Genomic DNA, 18,430 nt, shown 5'->3' with positions numbered 1-18,430 from the left:
TTTTAAACACCCTGCCTGCTATATAAGGCAGGTTGGGTGTTTTTTTAAAGGCTAAGTCCACTTCTTAAGGAACTAACTAACGACCTCAATGAAAACAATAAAATATTATTTCATTTACCTGATGTTATTAATTGTCAACAATCCCTGTATTCAAGCTCAACCGGTCTATTCAAATTTTCTTCTAAATCCGTTAAATATCTGGTCAGCTGGAACGGCTGTTTTCAGTAAAGATGGCGCTATACACCTTACAGCAATCGGTGGTGGTGATAATTATTTTACTAATGATAAAGCAATGCTTATTGGATGTCTTAATAGTGATGGATTAATCAATTATCAAAACACATACAAAGAACCTTTTACAAAATACTACCCATGTCGTGGTGGATTTCATCCGATAGGGGATAGCTCATATATTGTTATTGGAACAAAAGAAAAATCAAATGATGAAGGTTTCATATTTATATTAGATCAGAATTTTGATACGATATTTACAAAGTTCTTTATGGTTGATACATTTCAAACCATATTAAGGTCAATTGATATTTTACCGAATAGTGAATATATACTTTGTGGTGAAATTTTCCATTATATCAACCCATTGCAGGGCGAAAGTGATGGGATATTTTTGTATAAAACAGATTCACTTTTTAACTTGCAGTGGTATAAAATATATAAACTTGATGTGAACAATCTGTGCTTTACCGTTGCACAAACAACTGACAATGGATATGTAATTGGCGGCTCTACCAATTCAAAAACCAATTATTCCAGCGACCCATTGGTCATAAAAACCGATAGTCAGGGCAATCAGGAGTGGATTTGGCAAAACGGTTCGGTTTATGACGATCTACAGGCAATCACATCTGTTTCCAATGATGGTAATATCCTGGTAGGATATGGCCATGCTACTTATCAGGCACCTCCTTATCCTGTTCCATCATCCCTCACACAAATCAGGGTGGTAAAGATGGATAACAATGGAAATGAATTATGGACCAGGGATTACGGAGGATCATATATGGGAAATCAGGTGTTGTCTATCACTCATTTACCTGATAACACTTATTTGATAGGGGGTGACGCCTGGATCACTGATACTAGTACATATGGCTGGGGATATACGAGAGCTTTTTTGCTTAAATTAAATGAAAACGGTGATAGCCTTTGGATGAGGCATTACATATATGAAGACGAATACGGTACACAATTAAACTATTTCAGCCATGCAAATACAGGATCTGAGAATAGCCTATTGTTGATAGGTTGTAGCCAAAACCTTTTAAGTCCAACAGCAGAACAATCTATGTGGATCATGCGATTAGACAGCCTGGGTTGCGACACACCGGAATGCAATCCTTTTGTAGGGGTTAAAAAACCTGTAATTATGAAAGAAGGACGTATACGATTATACCCTAACCCGGCCAACGAATTTGTTGGAATTACAATACCGGAAGAGTACAAATCAGGCAATTTCACAACTCCCAGAGTAAGGTTTTACGACTTAAATGGAAAACTTGTGCAGGAATCAATTCCTCAATATGAAGAGAATTCTTACAGATGTCATACACATAACCTTTCACCCGGTATATATTTCGTTCAGCTTATTGATCGCAACAGCATTATCGGCAGCAACAAACTTTTAATCATGCGTTCTTTTTAAACCATTTTATCATGAAGAAATACTATTTTTTTATCATCCTTTGCTACCTCCTTCAAAGTTCTCTTTTAGCACAGTCATGGCATTGGATCAATCCATCAAACGGGCACCACCACTTAAACGACATCAGTTTTTCAGCACCCGACAGGGGCATAGCCGTAGCCGATAACGGTATTATTCTGCATCTGAACAACGGCATCTGGACACAGGCAGAGAGTCCTGTTTCTGTTAACCTGAATGCTGTTGAAAACCTCTCCCCTGCCCTTGCCTGGGCTGTTGGCGACAACGGCGCTATACTTAAATTCAACGGGAATGACTGGGTTCAGCAGGAAAGTCCGACCTCTCACACAATTACTGATGTTTGCTTTGTGGACGAAACACACGGATGGGCAGTTGGCGAAGCTATTCTTTTTTACGACGGCAACTCCTGGCAGATGCAGGAAAATATCAGCGGTCTGAAAACTATAAGTTTTTATACGCCAGAGGAAGGTTGGGCCGGAAGCTCTTCAAGCAGCCTTTACCATTTTATCAATGGAGAATGGACAGAAGATCTGACGTTCAAGAATGGCAATACCCTGTTTTTCAATACACTTGAAATGACAGGTCCTTCAACCACATGGCTAAACGGGTACGATATTGAAGGTAACGGGCTGTTATACCTGAACGCCGGAAAAGGCTGGCAAGTGCAGAATGCAGGCGGAGTTAATTCAGGAATTTCATTTGCCGGAAATCAGAAAGGCTTTGGCATTCAAAACCAGAAAGCCCCTATCTCGGATACTTATCCCTCAGTGTACAAATATTCGGATAGCAACTGGAACAAAGAATTTACAGCTAATTTCGGCAGAGAATTAACTTCGGTTGAAACCATCAGTGAAAATGAAGCATATATCTGCGACACCTCAGGATTTATTTACCACGGACTTGATGGTAACTGGAGTGTTTCAAACGGCTTTACCACCGACAGCATCCTCGATATTGACTTTACCCGGGCCAACAATGGCTATTTTGCCTGTGGCTCCGATGGCATCTGGCATTATCAGGCCGGCAGCTGGACCAATGAACTGAGAGTGGAAGGTTACAGATTTAACAAGGTTGTATTTACAGATGAGCTGTCAGGATGGGCTTCTGCCTTTAAAAAACATGAACTGCCACCACCATATAACTTTGATTCAAAACTCTTTTCATGCTATAATGGTGTATGGTCAGAGGTAACCATTCCGGGTGAGGATGGCATTTACATGCCGGTTTCGGGTATGGATATTACATCTTACGATATTGGAATTGCATCGTATAACATGCTTTACACAAAGATTGAAAACAACTGGAACACGTTTAATTTGCAGACTGGTGACAGTATCACGGCTTTCAAATTCATGCAGGATGTTCCGGTAGCCATGCATACTCCCGCATATCAAACCCACGCAGCATGGATGTCAACCAAACGGCTGGCAGGTGACGTCAAAGGCATCATTTATTATAACGATTTCTTACAGGATAACTGGAGCACAGCATACGAAACCGCTACCGGAGCCTTCAACGACTTATGTGTAGCAGATTATATGAACATTTATGCAGTGGGAGATAATGGCCTGATAGCCCATTTTGATGGCCAGCAATGGTCTGAATTTGCAGCTGTTACCAGTGATGATCTGCTTTCAGTTTATATGAATGAAGACAATAATGGCTGGGCAGCAGGCAAAAACGGGACTTTACTCCACTTTAACGGTACGGTGTGGACAAGTGTTCAAAGCAACACCCTGAATGATTTACACAAAGTACACTTTTACCAGAATTTTGGATTAATTGGCGGCGAAAATGGCACACTGCTTTCCAGTGAAACTGAAATGCCCGTCGGGATACCCAATGCTTTTGCTGTTCCGGATAAATCTGTGTTGCATCTTTTTCCAAATCCGGCCAATGAGCATTGTTTTGTTGAGTTTAACCAACCGGAGGCTGAAAATTTACTGATACAGATTCTGGATATAAGCGGCAGAATTATCTTAAGCGAAAGCTTTCAGGGAATAAAACCCGGCACACAATGCATCCCTTTAAATGTAAGCCAGTTAAACAAAGGAATTTATCTGACAAGGATTGAAACAGGCAAGCGCACATTACAGGGGAAATTGGTAATTCAAAAACAGTAATAACCCGAATCAAGGCTTACCAAAAAGCAGAATAACCCGGATGGTAATTTTCTGAAACAACAATAGCCAGCCCCCTGTTTTTTCTGTTTATAACCTGAATCTGGCGTTTTTCTTACATTGTCATAGCATTGTCATAGTCCGGAATTTTGTCTTTTGCAGCACTTCCCGGAATTTTGCCGAAAAATAACACAGTGCAATCATTAAGGAAAATCATCCGCTTTCCCGTTTTTCTGAGTATCCTGTTTTTGCTGGCGGGATGCAAAAACTGGCATCAGTATAGAACCGGATTAAATTTTCCTTTAAATATATTTGCCCAATTAAAGGGTCAATTGAGTGATGGCGAACAGCAAATAAGGATTGAGCGCTATCTGGCAACAAGAGCCCAAAGAGAAATGGCTGTAATATCGAAAATTGAGACAAAAAATACGCTTTCCGGCCATCCATCATTATCAGTAAGATACATCCGCGATTATTTTGATGGCGATTCGCTGTATATTTACGATACAGCCGACAGTTCCTGCATGGTTCTGGCAGCCAAAGACATCAGTCCTCAGAATTTTGAAGCATTTCCTTATACTGCCTGGTGGCTGCTCATTTCACCGGAAGTTAAATCGGAGCCCGACTCCGCTGATTTAAAGTTTATTGCAGGTTATAAGTGCAAAAAAACCTGTATAAAAGGAGGAGTATTATGGAATTACGAACAACAGCCAATGGCTATTGAAACGAATAATAACGGATTTCTTCATAACGAAATTGTCACTATATTCGTCACCGATACGATTGTTCAGGATAGTTTATTTATCCGGCCTTCAGGCTACCGAAGAATTGCCCCTTATCGCGAATAGTCAACAGAAACAAGTTTCAAAAAAAACCAAATTAAGCAACTTATCATCCATACCAAACAAAACTCTATCCATGAAAATGACTACTAAAATGATGATGATGCTGGTGCTCATTATCGCTACCATGAATGTTAAGGCTCAGATAAACCTGAACAAAGTTGTTGATCGGAGCGTTAAAAAAGCAGAACGCAATGTTGAAAACCGGGTTGGACGCCGCATTGACAGAGGTGTTGACAAATCGCTGGATGCCGTTGAAGATGGCATTGACAACTCGGTTAAGGGCGATGGTAAAGACAGCAAAAAAGACGACAACAAGAAAAACAATAAATCAGACAATAAAACTGATAACAATAAAGCGGAAAACACACAGGAAAAACAAAATCAGGAATCACAGCCAACCCCTCAGGAACCCGAAAAACCATCTCCGGTATTGTCATGGGCCAAATATGACTTTGTTCCGGGCACAGAAATTATTTTCGAAGATAATCAGGATGGGGAACAAAACGGTGAGTTTCCTTCAAAATGGGACTTGGCAGGAGGTGTGATTGAAAACGCCTCTTTCGACAACTCAAACGTAATTTATTTCAGGGAGATTGGGAATACTGGCGGCATTACCCCTTTGCTTAAGGACAGTAAAAGTGATTACCTGCCCGATGAGTTTACTATAGAGTTTGATTGTTATTTCGAGAAAGAAGTTTACAACCAACGTTACTATGTGAGCTTTTATGCTGCAAAAAAGCAAAAACCAGTTTTAAAAAGACTTGTTTTATCAACAAATGAAGCTCAATATGGTACTACCGACATTCAGGGCATTTATCCAGGTGCCAACCGTTCAAATATTGATAAAAATGCCCGTTGGCGTCATATAGCTATTTCATTCAATAAAAGAGCTTTAAAAGTTTATATGGATGATGCACGCCTGCTCAATATTCCTAATATTGAAGAAAATCCGACAGGGTTAACCATTGGAACAACCAGCCAGAAAACAGGATACTACTTCATCAAAAACATCCGCATTGGTAAAGGGGCAGTGCCTTTGTACGACAAATTTCTTACCGACGGTAAGTTTATAACCACCGGTATTAAATTTGATGTCAACAAATCAACCATCAAGCCTGAATCAATGGGCACCATCAATTACGTAGTTAAAATGATGCAGGATCATGCTGAGCTTAATTTCTCGGTTGAAGGCCATACCGACAGCGATGGCGACGATGCATCAAATCAGAAACTTTCAGAAGCCCGTTCAAAAGCTGTTATGGAAAAAATGGTTGAAATGGGAATTGCTGCCAACCGATTGACTTCAAAAGGCTGGGGCGAAAGCAAACCCATGACAGGCAACGACACGCCGGAAGGTAAGGCACAGAATCGCAGGGTTGAATTTGTAAAATTCTAAACTATATGAAGACGCTATATACAAGCCTGTTGCTGATGGCAGCCATTGTGCTGCAGGCTCAGCCGGTAAAACGGTACGAATTCAAATCCATCATCATTACCTATGCTTTTGAATCGTCAGGAATGGGCTCCAGAACAACAGGAACCAAAACCCTAAAAATTGACGATTTCGGCGCCAAAGAAGCTAAAGAAGAGATTTCAACTTTCACCATGACCGCCATGGGGAACACAACCACCGAAGACAAACATACCCTTGACCTGCTCAATGGTGATTTTGGATACTCCATCAACCTGTTGACACACGAAGGAACGAAAATGAATGTCGCCGAAATAGCCAGGGCTTTTCAACCAGCCGGGATGGCAATGGCTGGCGACCTTGAAAAATACCGTGGCCAGGAAGGCATGAAACGCTTTGTGGAAGAAAACGGAGGCACCTGGCATGGCAATGAAAGCTTCCTGAACAAAAACTGCTGGGTTTTTGACATGATGGGCGTAAAAATGTGGATGTACAAAGGCGTAATTTTAAAAAGCGAAAGTACAGCCTGGGGAATGGATATTACCGAAACAGCACTAACTGTGCAGGAAAACGTAAGCATTCCGGAAAATGCATTTGAAGTACCGTCGGGCATAACCATTACCGAACAACAAGCTATGGGAGGATTAGGAAGCCTCTTCGGTGAAATGGAACCCGGGGATGATCCAGCGATTGGCCCACCACCGGGACTGAACTACGAAAAATTCAAAACAGCCACCTCAAATCTTAACATTCCTGGTTATCAATTATTTCTTACAGATAACTCGGATAATATTTACCTCACTACTTATGTAAAAAGCGAAACCGACCAGGTAGTCATCATGATGGAAAACGAACCTCGTTTCTACGAAATGGCCGAAGGTGGTGAAGGAATGGTGGTTGAAAACACCTATTCATTCAACGGTCATGATGCCGTTTATCTTCGTATTACCAATGAAGATGACGGTACGCCGGTGAATTCCAGAGCCTTGCTTTATCACATGCCTGAGTATCAAAGTGTTCTGTATATCATTACAGGCATTCCAATGTCGCAACAGAAACTTGAACAGATTATTAAACAAATTCAACTCTGAAATAAACCTTAAATTTTTCAAAATGAACGTACTCAAAACCATTGCCATTGCAACTTTTGGCTTTTCATTCGCTGTATTGTCATCCTGTGGTGGCGGCACCAAAACCAATGCCGACTCAAAAATAGAAGATGTAGCCAAAGAAATGGCCGGAATCAAAACCTTTTTCATTGAGTATAAAACCACGGTAAATGCGCAGGATATGAAAAGTACTTCTACCATGACACAGTGGATTGACAATGAGCATGACCGTCAGGCAGTCTACACTGAAACGCAGAGCGAAATGATGGGAATGAAAAACATGGACAAATCAATGATGATTATGAAAGATGGCTGGAGTTACATCATCAACCTGACCAATAAAACAGGATTTAAAAGTAAGGATGGTGAAATGGGTGAAGACCCGACTGATATGATAAAATCAGACAATGATGTGACTTTTCGTCAGATGATTGAGAAAGAAGGCGGAAAAATTCTCAGCAACGAAACATTTCTTGGCAAGGATTGCATTGTGGTAGAGATAAACGAACAGGGAGACGAAGACCAGATGCTGAAAACCAAAATGTGGTATTACAAAGGAATTCCGCTAAAAATGGTCAATGAGGTTTACACCATGGAAGCCACAAAATTTGAAGAAAATATCAGCATTCCGGACAATAAATTTGAAGTGCCCGCCGGAATTACCATCAGTGAAATGCCTCAAATCCCTTAATAAGCAGACCTGAGCATTTTTTAACAGCAACTACATAGCTATAAACCGGCAAAAACCTGAACCATCTTGTTTTTGCCGGTTTTAACACTCGAGCATAAATAAGCACTACCCATTTACTCATTCGTCCACATTTATGTGTAAAAAATGAGACCTCGTATTTGTTATAAATAATTATCAAATTGAATCAGGTTGTAATAATTGTGTTACCTTTATCTTCCTGTAACCGAAATAACTAATTCAATAACAATTGTTACGGTGCGAATGACTATATATGGCACAAAGGAAAAGAGGTTGAAATTATTTTTTCATTACCACCTTTACTTAATGCTTAAGCTCGGATTCACCGGGTAATATAAGACCGTAATTGGCGTTATTAAACTATAAAGCTTCAATAACTGGAAGCGATTGAATAGACCCTGATTTTGCCAGTTTGTTGAACATTCGAATGTAAATTTATTCATCAATACCTTTTATTCCGCCATAACAAAATGGAACAAGAATTATCCGACACAAAAAAGGATTGTAAACAATCTGAACAACTATTGGCAGAAGAGCAGCTCAAGGAAATCAATCTGACTAAAAACAAATTTTTTTCAATCATTGCACATGATTTGCGCAGCCCTTTCACCAGCATTCTTGGGTTTGCCCGGTTGCTTCAGGATGAGTACGACGATTTTTCTGACGATGAGCGCAAGATGATGATTGGCCAGATACTTGATTCAACCGAATCGACCTACCAGCTGCTCGACAACTTGCTGGCATGGACCAAAAGCCAGCTCGGCAAAACCATTTTTAACCCTGAGACCTTTACCCTCAACAGTCTCATACTTGAATCAGTAAAACAGACCATATCTCAGGCAAAAATCAAGCAAATAACTATCTCTACTTCCTATACAGAAAACATCAGCCTTACAGCTGATTTAAACATGATGCGCACTGTATTGCGCAATTTATTGTCAAATGCCATTAAATTTTCATATCCTGGCAGCGAAATTAAATTGAATGCTGAAACAGAAAACAATATGTTAACCATATCTGTTGCCGATTTTGGAACCGGAATGACAGAAGACGTAAGGCAAAGTCTTTTTAAATTAAATGAGAATCTTCCAACGACCAAAGGCACAGCCAACGAAAAAGGCACAGGCCTCGGCCTTATCCTTTGCCGCGAATTTATGGAAAAGAATGGCGGAACCATTGCGGCCACAAGTGAAGTCGGAAAAGGAAGCACCTTTAGTATAAGTTTGCCAATCAGCCCGGCTGAATAATCATTGTGTATTATCCGGCTTATCCAATAGCTTTCTCAGGGTATTCCGTATTTTTTGCCTTAAAATCTGTATTTTAGCCCCGTTAAAAACATTAACCCACCAAATTCAAAACCATTATGTTGCGCAAAGTCATAACCGTTGTTGCGGTTGTAAGTATGCTGGCCATGGTTGCCGGCTGCGGAAAAAGCATTAAAACCGAACAGGAAATGGAAGATAATTATCAGGGCATAATTGCACCAGGCGAAGCTCTTACAGCCGACCCGGCAGCCAATGTAGAACAAAGACTTGCCTCCTATGCCAGTGTTCAGCTTACTGCCGACATCAGTCACCTTTCAGATAAAGAAAAACAAATGCTTCCGCTGCTTTTCGAAGCTGCGCAGCTGATGGATGATATTTACTGGCAGCAAACCATAGGAAATAAAGAGGCTTTTCTTTCACGTATCAGCGACGAAGCCACCCGTAAATTTGCCGAAATCAACTATGGCCCATGGGACAGGCTCAATGGGAACAAATCGTTTATCAATGGCATCGGCGAAAAGCCACTGGGAGCCAATTTTTATCCGGTAGATATGACCAAAGAAGAATTTGATGCGCTTCAAAACCCTGATAAGTCGAGCCTTTACACGCTTATTCGCCGCAATGGAGACAGCTCATTGCGCGTAGTTTGGTATCATGATGCATATGCATTCAAAATTACGAAAGCAGCCGAACTGATAAAGCAAGCCGCAGTCCTTGCCGAAGATGCCGGGCTGAAGAAATATCTTGAACTTCGCGCCGAAGCCCTGCTGACCGATAAATACCAGGAAAGCGACTTTGCATGGATGGATATGAAAACTTCAAATATAGATTTTGTAGTTGGACCGATTGAGAATTATGAAGATGCCCTTTTTGGCAAAAAAGCCGCGCAGGAATCCTTTATCCTGATTAAAGATGTGGAATGGAGCCAGCGTTTGGCACATTTTGCAGCCTTGTTGCCTGAATTGCAAAAAGGATTACCGGTTGACCAAAAATACAAAAATGAAGTTCCGGGATCTGATGCCGATTTAAACGCATACGATGTTGTTTATTACAGGGGCGATTGCAATGCCGGCAGCAAAACCATTGCCATCAACCTGCCAAACGACGAACAGGTTCAGCTAAAAAAAGGCTCGCGCAAACTTCAGTTGAAAAATGCCATGAAAGCCAAATTCGACAAAATTCTGGTGCCGATTTCCAATATGCTCATCGACCCGTCGCAGCGCCAATACATCAAGTTTGACGCCTTCTTTGGCAATACCATGTTCCACGAAGTAGCCCATGGACTTGGCATCAAAAACACCCTCAACGGCAAAGGTACTGTGCGTGAAGCCCTCAAAGAGCAATATTCTGCTATTGAAGAAGCCAAAGCTGATATCCTCGGACTTTATCTGGTTACCAAACTTTATGAAATGGGCGAACTGAAAGAAGGTGAAGTAATGGACAACTACGTAACCTTTATGGCCGGTATCTTCCGTTCGGTCAGGTTTGGTGCCGCAAGCGCCCATGGAAAAGCCAACATGCTTACTTTCGCTCACTTTGCCGAAAACAATGCATTTACCTATCAGGCAAACGGCACTTATCTTGTAAACTTTGATAACATGAAACTCGCCGTTGAAAGTTTAGGAGGAATGATTCTTTCGCTGCAGGGCGATGGAGATTATAACCAGGTGAAAGAGCTTATCAAAACCAAATCGACTATTCCAACACAGTTACAGGCCGATCTTGACAAGCTGAAAGAAGCCAGCATTCCTGTTGACATTGTGTTTGAACAAGGTAAAAGTCAGCTAGGCCTTTAATCACAGGCCTGTACAATACCGAACAGTCTTGTTGCAAAAACGGACATGCCTGAAATAGCTTTCACCAGCTCTTTCAGGCATGTATTTGGTTTTGTGGCATTTACAATATTGGCATGGTTTTAGACCTGCACTGGCATTATAGCCCGGGCAGCCGGGCAATTTTTATTGAATCAGGAAGAAACAACTATAAACAAATTTAACATTCAAATGCAAATGAAGAAAATTCTCTTTACGCTGATGATTCTGGCTGGCTTGAGCGCCGGCCTGAGAGCTGGTAACCCACCCGACGAAGGTATGTGGCTGCCTATGTTTGTCGAAAGGCTCAACTATGTTGACATGCAGAAAATGGGGCTGAAGCTCACGCCTCAGGAAATTTATGACATCAACCACTCCAGCCTGAAAGATGCCATTGTAAACCTGGGTAACTTTTGTACTGCCGAAGTAGTATCTGACAAAGGACTTTTATTTACCAATCATCATTGTGGTTATGACGCAATTCAAACCCACAGTTCAATAGAACATGATTATCTGACAGATGGTTTTTGGGCACGCAGCCTTCAGGAAGAGCTACCAAATGAAGGACTTACTGTATCTTTTCTTGTAAAAATGGATGACGTAACCTCACGCGTTTTAAGTGATGTTACTTCAGAAATGAGCGAAAGCGAGCGTTCAGCTGCCATAGGTAAGGCTGTTGAAGCACTGAAGAAAGAAGAATCAGCTGATGGAAAATATGATGTTTCGATTAAAAGTTTTTACAATGGCAACGAGTACTATCGCTTTGTTTATGAAGTTTATAGCGATGTTCGCCTGGTAGGAGCCCCTCCTTCAGCTATTGGAAAATTTGGAGGTGATACAGATAACTGGATGTGGCCACGTCATACAGGTGACTTTAGTATTTTCAGGGTATATACAGCCCCCGACGGGAAACCGGCTACTTATTCAAAAGAAAACATTCCTCTAAAACCCAAACACTCTTTAAAAATTTCTCTTGATGGCACCGAACGTGGCGACTATGCTATGATTTGGGGTTATCCGGGAAGTACTGACCGCTACCGCACTTCACACGGCATTCAGGCTACGCTCAACGAAATAAACCCTGCCATTATCAAAGTGGGAGGCAAAATCCTTGAGATCATGAAATCCGACATGGATAAAAGTGACGAAGTACGCATTCAGTACGCTTCTAACTACGCAGGCCTCGCCAATTTCTGGAAGAATAAAATCGGCGAAAGCCGCGGACTTAAACGCCTTGACGTTTATGACAAGAAAAAAGAAATCGAAAATGCTTTATCGGCCTGGATAAATGCTGACGAAAGCCGTAAAGAAATTTACGGAACTGTACTTCAGGATTTAACTGATGTTTATAATGAGCAGGCTGAAACCAAATTCAACACCAATCTCTGGTATCTGTCCATTTCATTCTTTGGATCACAGGCTATGGGTTTCCCTATGAAAACACAGGGAATGATAAATATCCTCAAAAGCGGACAAAAAGGGGAAGAACTGCAGTCATCACTGGCTCCGTTTTACGAAATGGGCGAAGAACAGTTTAAAGACTACAATGCAGCTACAGAAGAAAAAATTGTGGCCGCTATTCTGGAAATGTATCGCCAGGATTTACCTGCTGATGCATTGCCCGACATCTTCAACCTGATTGATAAGAAATACAAAGGAGACGTGAAGCTGTTTGCCAAAAAAATGTTTGAAACATCAGTACTTGCTACTCCTGAAAAATACAAAGCATTCCTTGCTAAACCATCTCTGAAGGTTTTTGAAAACGATTTGGCGTATAAAACCACCAATTCGTTCTACAATTCTTTTATGACGCAAAATATGAATGCTGCTCCACAACAACAGAAACTGAAAAAAGCCCAGCGACTGTTTGTTGACGCACTGCGGAAATCAAATCCCGATAAAGTGTATTATCCTGATGCCAATTCAACCATGCGTGTTACTTATGGTCAGGTACTTGATTATTATCCGGCCGATGCCGTACATTATGACCTTCACACATATATGGAAGGTATCATTGAAAAAGAAGATCCTACCAATGATGAGTTTATCGTTCCTGCTAAGCTTAAAGAGCTTTATGAGAAAAAAGACTATGGCAGATGGGCCGACAAAGATGGCCGCATGGTGGTATGTTTCCTGAGCAATAACGATATTACCGGCGGAAATTCGGGCAGCCCGATTCTGAATGGTAATGGCGACCTGATTGGTCTGGCTTTTGACGGCAACTGGGAAGCCATGAGCGGTGATATTGCCTTTGAGCCTGAATTACAGCGCACCATCAATGTTGATATCCGCTATGTAATGTTTATTATCGACAAATTTGCCAATGCACAAAATCTGATTGATGAGCTTAAATTTGTGAAAAACAAATAAAGATTCGAACTCAATAAACTTATAAAATCCCGGTGCAGAGCAATTTACACCGGGATTTTTTTATCTCCGTTCCTTATTATACCTTTGGGTAAACAAACAAATACCTGTCAATACGTAACCAATTTGGCGAACAAAGCAGGGCCTTGAATGTTATGTAGCTATTGCCATTACTGAATAACAGGATTCATTCTACCTTTATGAAAATACACCTGTATGCCCTGCTGATTTCATTCTTACTTATCAATATTACAAATGGGCAAAACCCGGTTGCCGATAGTCTGGAAAGGGCCATCAGAACAGGAGTTGCAAAAGATACCAATCTGGTAAATGCCTTGAATCGTCTTTCAATAAATTATTGGTATAACGATATTGATAAAGCATACAATTATACCCGGGAAGCCCTGAATGAAGCCAAAAGAAGAAAATTCAAACGGGGGCTGGCCGTTTCAAACAACCTGATGGGCGTGGTTTTCGATATTAAATCAGAATTTGACAGCGCCCTTTACTATTATCAGCAATCTGTCATTATCAGCAAAGAGACCAATTATCTGGTCATATTGGCCAGTGCCTACAACAATATTGGTATGGTTCACCAAAATCGTGGTAATTACAGCGAATCCATTAAGGCTTACCTCGATGCCCTGAGAATATTCGAGAAACTTAACGATGAAAAAGGAATTGGCAGCACATATAATAATCTGGGCCTGGTATATTCAAATCTTAAACAAAATGAACAAGCCCTGCTTTTCCAGCAAAAAGCGCTTAAAATAAGGCAAAAGATAAAGGACAATTACGGAATTGGAGCTTCTCTTACCAACATAGGCCTCATATATTCAGACATGGGCGATGATGAAAAGGCGCTTGATTATTATCTGAAATCACTTAAAATTAAAGAAGAGCTTGACGATAAATACGGGCTCGGAATTTTACTAAATAACCTTGCGCTCACCTATATGGATAAAAAAGAATATGCAAAAGCGCTTGAGATGTATCGTAAATCGGCAAAATATCATCTTGAAATCAATGATAACAATGGATTGATTTTTTCTCTTATCAACATCAGCGTTGTATATATCCGGATCAAAGATTATAAACACGCCGAAACAATCATTGATTCGGCCAGGCAATTGGCCATTGACGTAAAATCAAGATCAAGGCTTGCCAAGGTTTATGAAGCCTATGCTTTTCTATTCGGAAAATCAGGAAACTACTACAGGGGATATACGGCATACAAAGTGCTTGACTCACTGAAAGATTCCATCTATTCGGAAAACATGAGCAGAAATGCTGCAGAAATGCGCGAATTATATGAAACAGATAAAAAAGAGGGAAAAATATTACTGCTTCAAAAAGAAAATGAGATTAAAAATCTTGAAATTTCGCAGCAAAAAATCAGGAACAGAAATCAGCTGCTGGCTGCTGTAATACTATTATTGCTCTCCATTTCAGGCATTGCTCTCTGGTATATCCGAACAAAATACCGGTTAAAGGTAAAAGGCGAACAGGAAAAAAGACTGATTCAAAAAGAGGCTTACACTGCAGTTGTTAATGCTGAAGAAGTTGAGCGCAAGCGCATTGCCATGGAGCTGCACGACGGACTCGGGCAACTGCTTTCGGCAGCCCGGCTAAATGTTTCGGTTCTTGAAGATGTGGCCAATGAAGACGACAAGCAAGTTGTTGAAAATGCTGAATTATTAATTGACCAGGCCATTACCGACCTTCGCAATATATCGCATAATCTGATGCCTTCTGCACTTATCAGATTAGGACTGATACCGGCGCTAAACGATATGGCTGCCAAAATTAACTCAAGCAAACAAATAAATATGATGGTGAGCGCTGAAGGAATCAGCCAGCGCCTGCCCGAATCTTTTGAAATTGCTTTATACAGGGTTGTTCAGGAAGCTGTAAACAATATTCTGAAACATGCCGGGGCAACTGTGATTCAAGTAAATCTGGCTAAAGAAGATGACATCCTGAAACTTGAAATATCTGATAACGGCAAAGGGATGCCGGAGAATGCAGAGAAAAACAGCAAAGGAATTGGCTGGGAAGATATCAGAAGCCGGGTATCGCTGTTTAATGGTAATATGAAACTTTATTCAGACCCTGGCATTGGAACACGTATCAATATCAATTTCAGTAAATTAAGTATATGATCGACGAAGAAAACGGACCTATAAGAATACTGATTGCCGATGACCACCAGATGTTTATTGATGGTCTTAAAGCACTCCTTAAACGCGAAAAAAACATACATATCGTTGCTGAGGTAAGCAATGGGGCCGATGCTCTTGATTTTATCAAAAAACAACAGCCCGATATACTGATAACCGATATCAGCATGCCGGGCATGTCTGGTGTTGAGCTTACCAAACTGGTAAAACAACATTACCCAGAAGTAAGGGTACTTGTTTTATCCATGTATAACGACCGCGAAATTGTTGGCGAAATCCTTATGTCAGAAGCCGAAGGGTATATTCTCAAAAATACGGGCAGACAGGAACTAATCAATGCCATTCAGCGCATAGCAGGCAACAGTACTTATTATAGCAATGAGGTGCTCAACATTATGATGACCCGCATGAAAAAACAAAAAGTTATCGAAAAAAATACAGCCCTGCTGACTCCGCGCGAAATTGAAATAGTAAAACTTATCATGCAGGAGTTTTCAAGCGAAGAAATTGCTGATAAACTTTTTATCAGTAAACGCACCGTTGATACGCACCGCAAAAACATTATCCAAAAAACAAATACCAAAACACTCGTAGGGCTGCTCAAATTTGCCCTTGAAAACAACCTTGTTGATTTTCATCAGTAGTATTACTTAGTTTAAATACCTAAACCTCTGTATATCTATACACTATGTCAGATGGTAGTTTTGTAAAAACAAACAACCATGGAGCATATTGTTAATACAAGTCCTATAACATCACGCGAACGTGAAATATTAAAACTGGTTGTACGCGAATACAGTACAGTTGAAATATCTGATATTCTCAGAATAAGTGTCAGAACAGTAGAAACACACCGGAAAAATATTCTCAGAAAGATAAACTCTAAATCGCTTGTAGGTCTTACCAAGCATGCCATTAAACTTGGCCTTGTCGAAGAGTTTATATACAACCCGGGCCCTGCCGGAAAAAAAAACCGGAAATCAGACATACACAATCACTGACAACAAAATTCATCTGCAGCAGGATGGAAAATCCTTTATATTCACATGCACACATATAGATTTATACCTAATAATACTTACTGCATTTACCGAATACTCGGCATTGTATCAACATTAAAGCAAAACTAACTTTGCAACAACACATTACAAGAGATAAATTAAACCAACAAAACTTACAGCCATGAAATCAAAAATGACATCCCTGCTTTTTTTTGTATCACTTTTTTCATTTTTATTAACCGCTTGCAATAAGGATGATTCCCCTGCAGATGACAACAATAACAACTCAAATAACACCAGTTCCTTTTCTTATCCTGATGCATTTGGAGTGCTGGTTGCAGTAAAATCCGTTTCATATACCTCAGTTGCAGGCTATGAGGTACCAGTTGAGGTCAACTCAGCTTCAGCATTTTTCCCAACTGATGCAGGTGCAACCACATTTGCAGATGCAGGAACTGTTACAATTGAAGGAAAAAGTTTGACAAAATACCAGAATAACTCGTACGTGTACGACAATTATCTGAGCCCGTTAACATTATCATCACTCACCTGGAATGTGAGTGGAAATGGCAACATTCAATCTTTCAGCAAAACCATAACCCGACCTGTTCCAACATTCAGCGGACACAGCAGTTTGCCTTCCAGCATAAGTAAAGCCGCCGGTCTCAGCATTTCACTTGGTTCAGCACTTTATCAGGCCGATTCAGTCATTGTGTTGCTTACCAGCTCTAATGATAACGTAGTAATTAAATCGGTGGCCGGCAATGCATCCAGCGTCAGTTTTTCATCAGCTGAGCTTTCTGCGCTTTCAAACAGCACCACAGGTTCCATATCTATCAGTCCGTATAATATAACAGCTGAAACCATCAACAACAGAAAATACTATTTCGTAAATGAATCAAGCTACCTTAAAATGATGGTAAGCATAACCGAATAGCAGTGTGTGTTTATATTTAGAATTAACCTAAAGCACCCTTTCCCCGGAGGGTGCTTTTTAAGTTTTACAGGCACAGAATGCTTAAATTTGGCATGTTAAATCTGTTGAAAATATGAAATACAGAAGACTGGGGCTTATCTGGCTCCTCCTGCATTTATCATTCGGGGTTTATGCTCAGTCTGACACCATTTTAGTCAATACTGTTCAGTGTTCGCCTGATGACTGGATTCTGGTGTTTTCGGAAGATTTTGATGGCCATGAATTAAACACAAACCAATGGGTAACCTGGTTCCCGTATACCGAAGACGGAAGTGACCAGTGCAGTTTTTGCCGGACACATGCCAATGGGGGCCAGATTTACCGGGACTCTAATGTTATGGTAAACAATGGAACGCTCAAACTGATAGCCAGGCCCGAAGTAAACACCTGGTTTGGTGTAGAGCGGGAATACACTTCAGGAATGATACATTCCAGAAAATCCTTTGGTATGGGAAAATTTGAAATCAGATGCCAGTTACCTTCTGGCATGGGGTTTTGGCCAGCCATCTGGTTATATGGAAATACAACTTCAGAACTTGATATTCTTGAAGCTGGTATGCAAAATCCAAAACGGTATCATACAAGCATCCACAACCGGCACCTGAAAAGAATGCTTCACCGCAGGCACAAGCTCGCCGTTAATCTTGCCGAAGGGTTTCATATCTATACCATGGAATGGGATACCAATTTTATTCGTTTTCAGATAGATGATAAGATCATGTGGCAAGTAAGCCGGTTTTTGAATAAAAATGGGCGACGTCACCAAACTTGTCCTGTTGAGCCGGGCATGTACCGGCTTGAGCCTGTTTTCCCTCCTGAAGACGAAAAAGTTCAATTAATTATTAATCTTTGTATTGGCAATGCAACCACCGCTTTTACAAAATCGCCGGATAAGAATACCATTTTACCTAATCAAATGGAAGTGGACTGGATAAAAATCTACAAAAGGAAGTAAATT

At 40.7% G+C, this 18,430-nt stretch carries 14 protein-coding genes; all 14 read left to right on the top strand.

Annotation, left to right across the window (positions count from 1 at the left end; all coding sequences use genetic code 11):
* The first annotated feature begins 88 nt into the window (after positions 1–88).
* Complete coding sequence (locus H6541_04050; GenBank protein MCB9014944.1) at positions 89–1,660, top strand: T9SS type A sorting domain-containing protein; 1,572 nt, start codon at positions 89–91, stop codon at positions 1,658–1,660.
* 11 nt (positions 1,661–1,671) lie between these two features.
* A complete protein-coding gene (locus H6541_04045; protein MCB9014943.1) occupies positions 1,672–3,801 on the top strand; it encodes a T9SS type A sorting domain-containing protein in 2,130 nt (709 codons plus the stop codon).
* A gap of 191 nt (positions 3,802–3,992) precedes the next feature.
* A complete protein-coding gene (locus H6541_04040; protein MCB9014942.1) occupies positions 3,993–4,646 on the top strand; it encodes a hypothetical protein in 654 nt (217 codons plus the stop codon).
* A 70-nt stretch (positions 4,647–4,716) separates the two neighbouring features.
* Positions 4,717–6,039 carry an OmpA family protein gene (locus tag H6541_04035; protein MCB9014941.1) on the top strand — a complete coding sequence of 441 codons (1,323 nt, stop codon included), beginning with the start codon at positions 4,717–4,719 and terminating at the stop codon, positions 6,037–6,039.
* A 5-nt stretch (positions 6,040–6,044) separates the two neighbouring features.
* Positions 6,045–7,145 (top strand): hypothetical protein, encoded by a 1,101-nt coding sequence (locus H6541_04030; protein MCB9014940.1) that lies wholly within the window; start codon positions 6,045–6,047, stop codon positions 7,143–7,145.
* Between the two features lie 22 nt (positions 7,146–7,167).
* Positions 7,168–7,854 carry a hypothetical protein gene (locus H6541_04025; GenBank protein ID MCB9014939.1) on the top strand — a complete coding sequence of 229 codons (687 nt, stop codon included), beginning with the start codon at positions 7,168–7,170 and terminating at the stop codon, positions 7,852–7,854.
* A gap of 488 nt (positions 7,855–8,342) precedes the next feature.
* Complete coding sequence (locus tag H6541_04020; protein ID MCB9014938.1) at positions 8,343–9,119, top strand: HAMP domain-containing histidine kinase; 777 nt, start codon at positions 8,343–8,345, stop codon at positions 9,117–9,119.
* A 155-nt stretch (positions 9,120–9,274) separates the two neighbouring features.
* On the top strand, positions 9,275–10,933 hold the full coding sequence (locus H6541_04015; GenBank protein ID MCB9014937.1) for a Zn-dependent hydrolase: 1,659 nt from the start codon (positions 9,275–9,277) through the stop codon (positions 10,931–10,933).
* A gap of 207 nt (positions 10,934–11,140) precedes the next feature.
* A complete protein-coding gene (locus H6541_04010) occupies positions 11,141–13,318 on the top strand; it encodes a S46 family peptidase (protein ID MCB9014936.1) in 2,178 nt (725 codons plus the stop codon).
* A 197-nt stretch (positions 13,319–13,515) separates the two neighbouring features.
* Entirely contained in the window at positions 13,516–15,477 is a 1,962-nt protein-coding gene (locus H6541_04005) for a tetratricopeptide repeat protein (protein MCB9014935.1), read from the top strand.
* Entirely contained in the window at positions 15,474–16,139 is a 666-nt protein-coding gene (locus tag H6541_04000) for a response regulator transcription factor (protein MCB9014934.1), read from the top strand. Before H6541_04005 ends, H6541_04000 begins: the two co-directional genes overlap by 4 nt.
* Before the next feature lie 78 nt (positions 16,140–16,217).
* On the top strand, positions 16,218–16,496 hold the full coding sequence (locus H6541_03995) for a helix-turn-helix transcriptional regulator (protein MCB9014933.1): 279 nt from the start codon (positions 16,218–16,220) through the stop codon (positions 16,494–16,496).
* Between the two features lie 181 nt (positions 16,497–16,677).
* Positions 16,678–17,433, top strand: coding sequence for a hypothetical protein (locus tag H6541_03990; protein ID MCB9014932.1), 756 nt, complete (start codon positions 16,678–16,680; stop codon positions 17,431–17,433).
* A gap of 112 nt (positions 17,434–17,545) precedes the next feature.
* A complete protein-coding gene (locus H6541_03985; GenBank protein ID MCB9014931.1) occupies positions 17,546–18,427 on the top strand; it encodes a glycoside hydrolase family 16 protein in 882 nt (293 codons plus the stop codon).
* Positions 18,428–18,430: the final 3 nt, after the last annotated feature.

The sequence above is a fragment of the Lentimicrobiaceae bacterium genome, from assembly GCA_020636745.1.
Lineage (GTDB): Bacteria > Bacteroidota > Bacteroidia > Bacteroidales > Lentimicrobiaceae > Lentimicrobium.
This window is presented reverse-complemented; position numbering and strand designations above follow the sequence as displayed.

Bases quoted from the DNA above. Each gene is read 5' to 3' on its own strand.
- H6541_04050 (MCB9014944.1), top strand. From the start codon at position 89: ATGAAAACAATAAAATATTATTTCATTTACCTGATGTTATTAATTGTC.
- H6541_04045 (MCB9014943.1), top strand. From the start codon at position 1,672: ATGAAGAAATACTATTTTTTTATCATCCTTTGCTACCTCCTTCAAAGT.
- H6541_04035 (MCB9014941.1), top strand. From the start codon at position 4,717: ATGAAAATGACTACTAAAATGATGATGATGCTGGTGCTCATTATCGCT.
- H6541_04030 (MCB9014940.1), top strand. From the start codon at position 6,045: ATGAAGACGCTATATACAAGCCTGTTGCTGATGGCAGCCATTGTGCTG.
- H6541_04025 (MCB9014939.1), top strand. From the start codon at position 7,168: ATGAACGTACTCAAAACCATTGCCATTGCAACTTTTGGCTTTTCATTC.
- H6541_04020 (MCB9014938.1), top strand. From the start codon at position 8,343: ATGGAACAAGAATTATCCGACACAAAAAAGGATTGTAAACAATCTGAA.
- H6541_04015 (MCB9014937.1), top strand. From the start codon at position 9,275: ATGCTGGCCATGGTTGCCGGCTGCGGAAAAAGCATTAAAACCGAACAG.
- H6541_04010 (MCB9014936.1), top strand. From the start codon at position 11,141: ATGCAAATGAAGAAAATTCTCTTTACGCTGATGATTCTGGCTGGCTTG.
- H6541_04005 (MCB9014935.1), top strand. From the start codon at position 13,516: ATGAAAATACACCTGTATGCCCTGCTGATTTCATTCTTACTTATCAAT.
- H6541_04000 (MCB9014934.1), top strand. From the start codon at position 15,474: ATGATCGACGAAGAAAACGGACCTATAAGAATACTGATTGCCGATGAC.
- H6541_03995 (MCB9014933.1), top strand. From the start codon at position 16,218: ATGGAGCATATTGTTAATACAAGTCCTATAACATCACGCGAACGTGAA.
- H6541_03990 (MCB9014932.1), top strand. From the start codon at position 16,678: ATGAAATCAAAAATGACATCCCTGCTTTTTTTTGTATCACTTTTTTCA.
- H6541_03985 (MCB9014931.1), top strand. From the start codon at position 17,546: ATGAAATACAGAAGACTGGGGCTTATCTGGCTCCTCCTGCATTTATCA.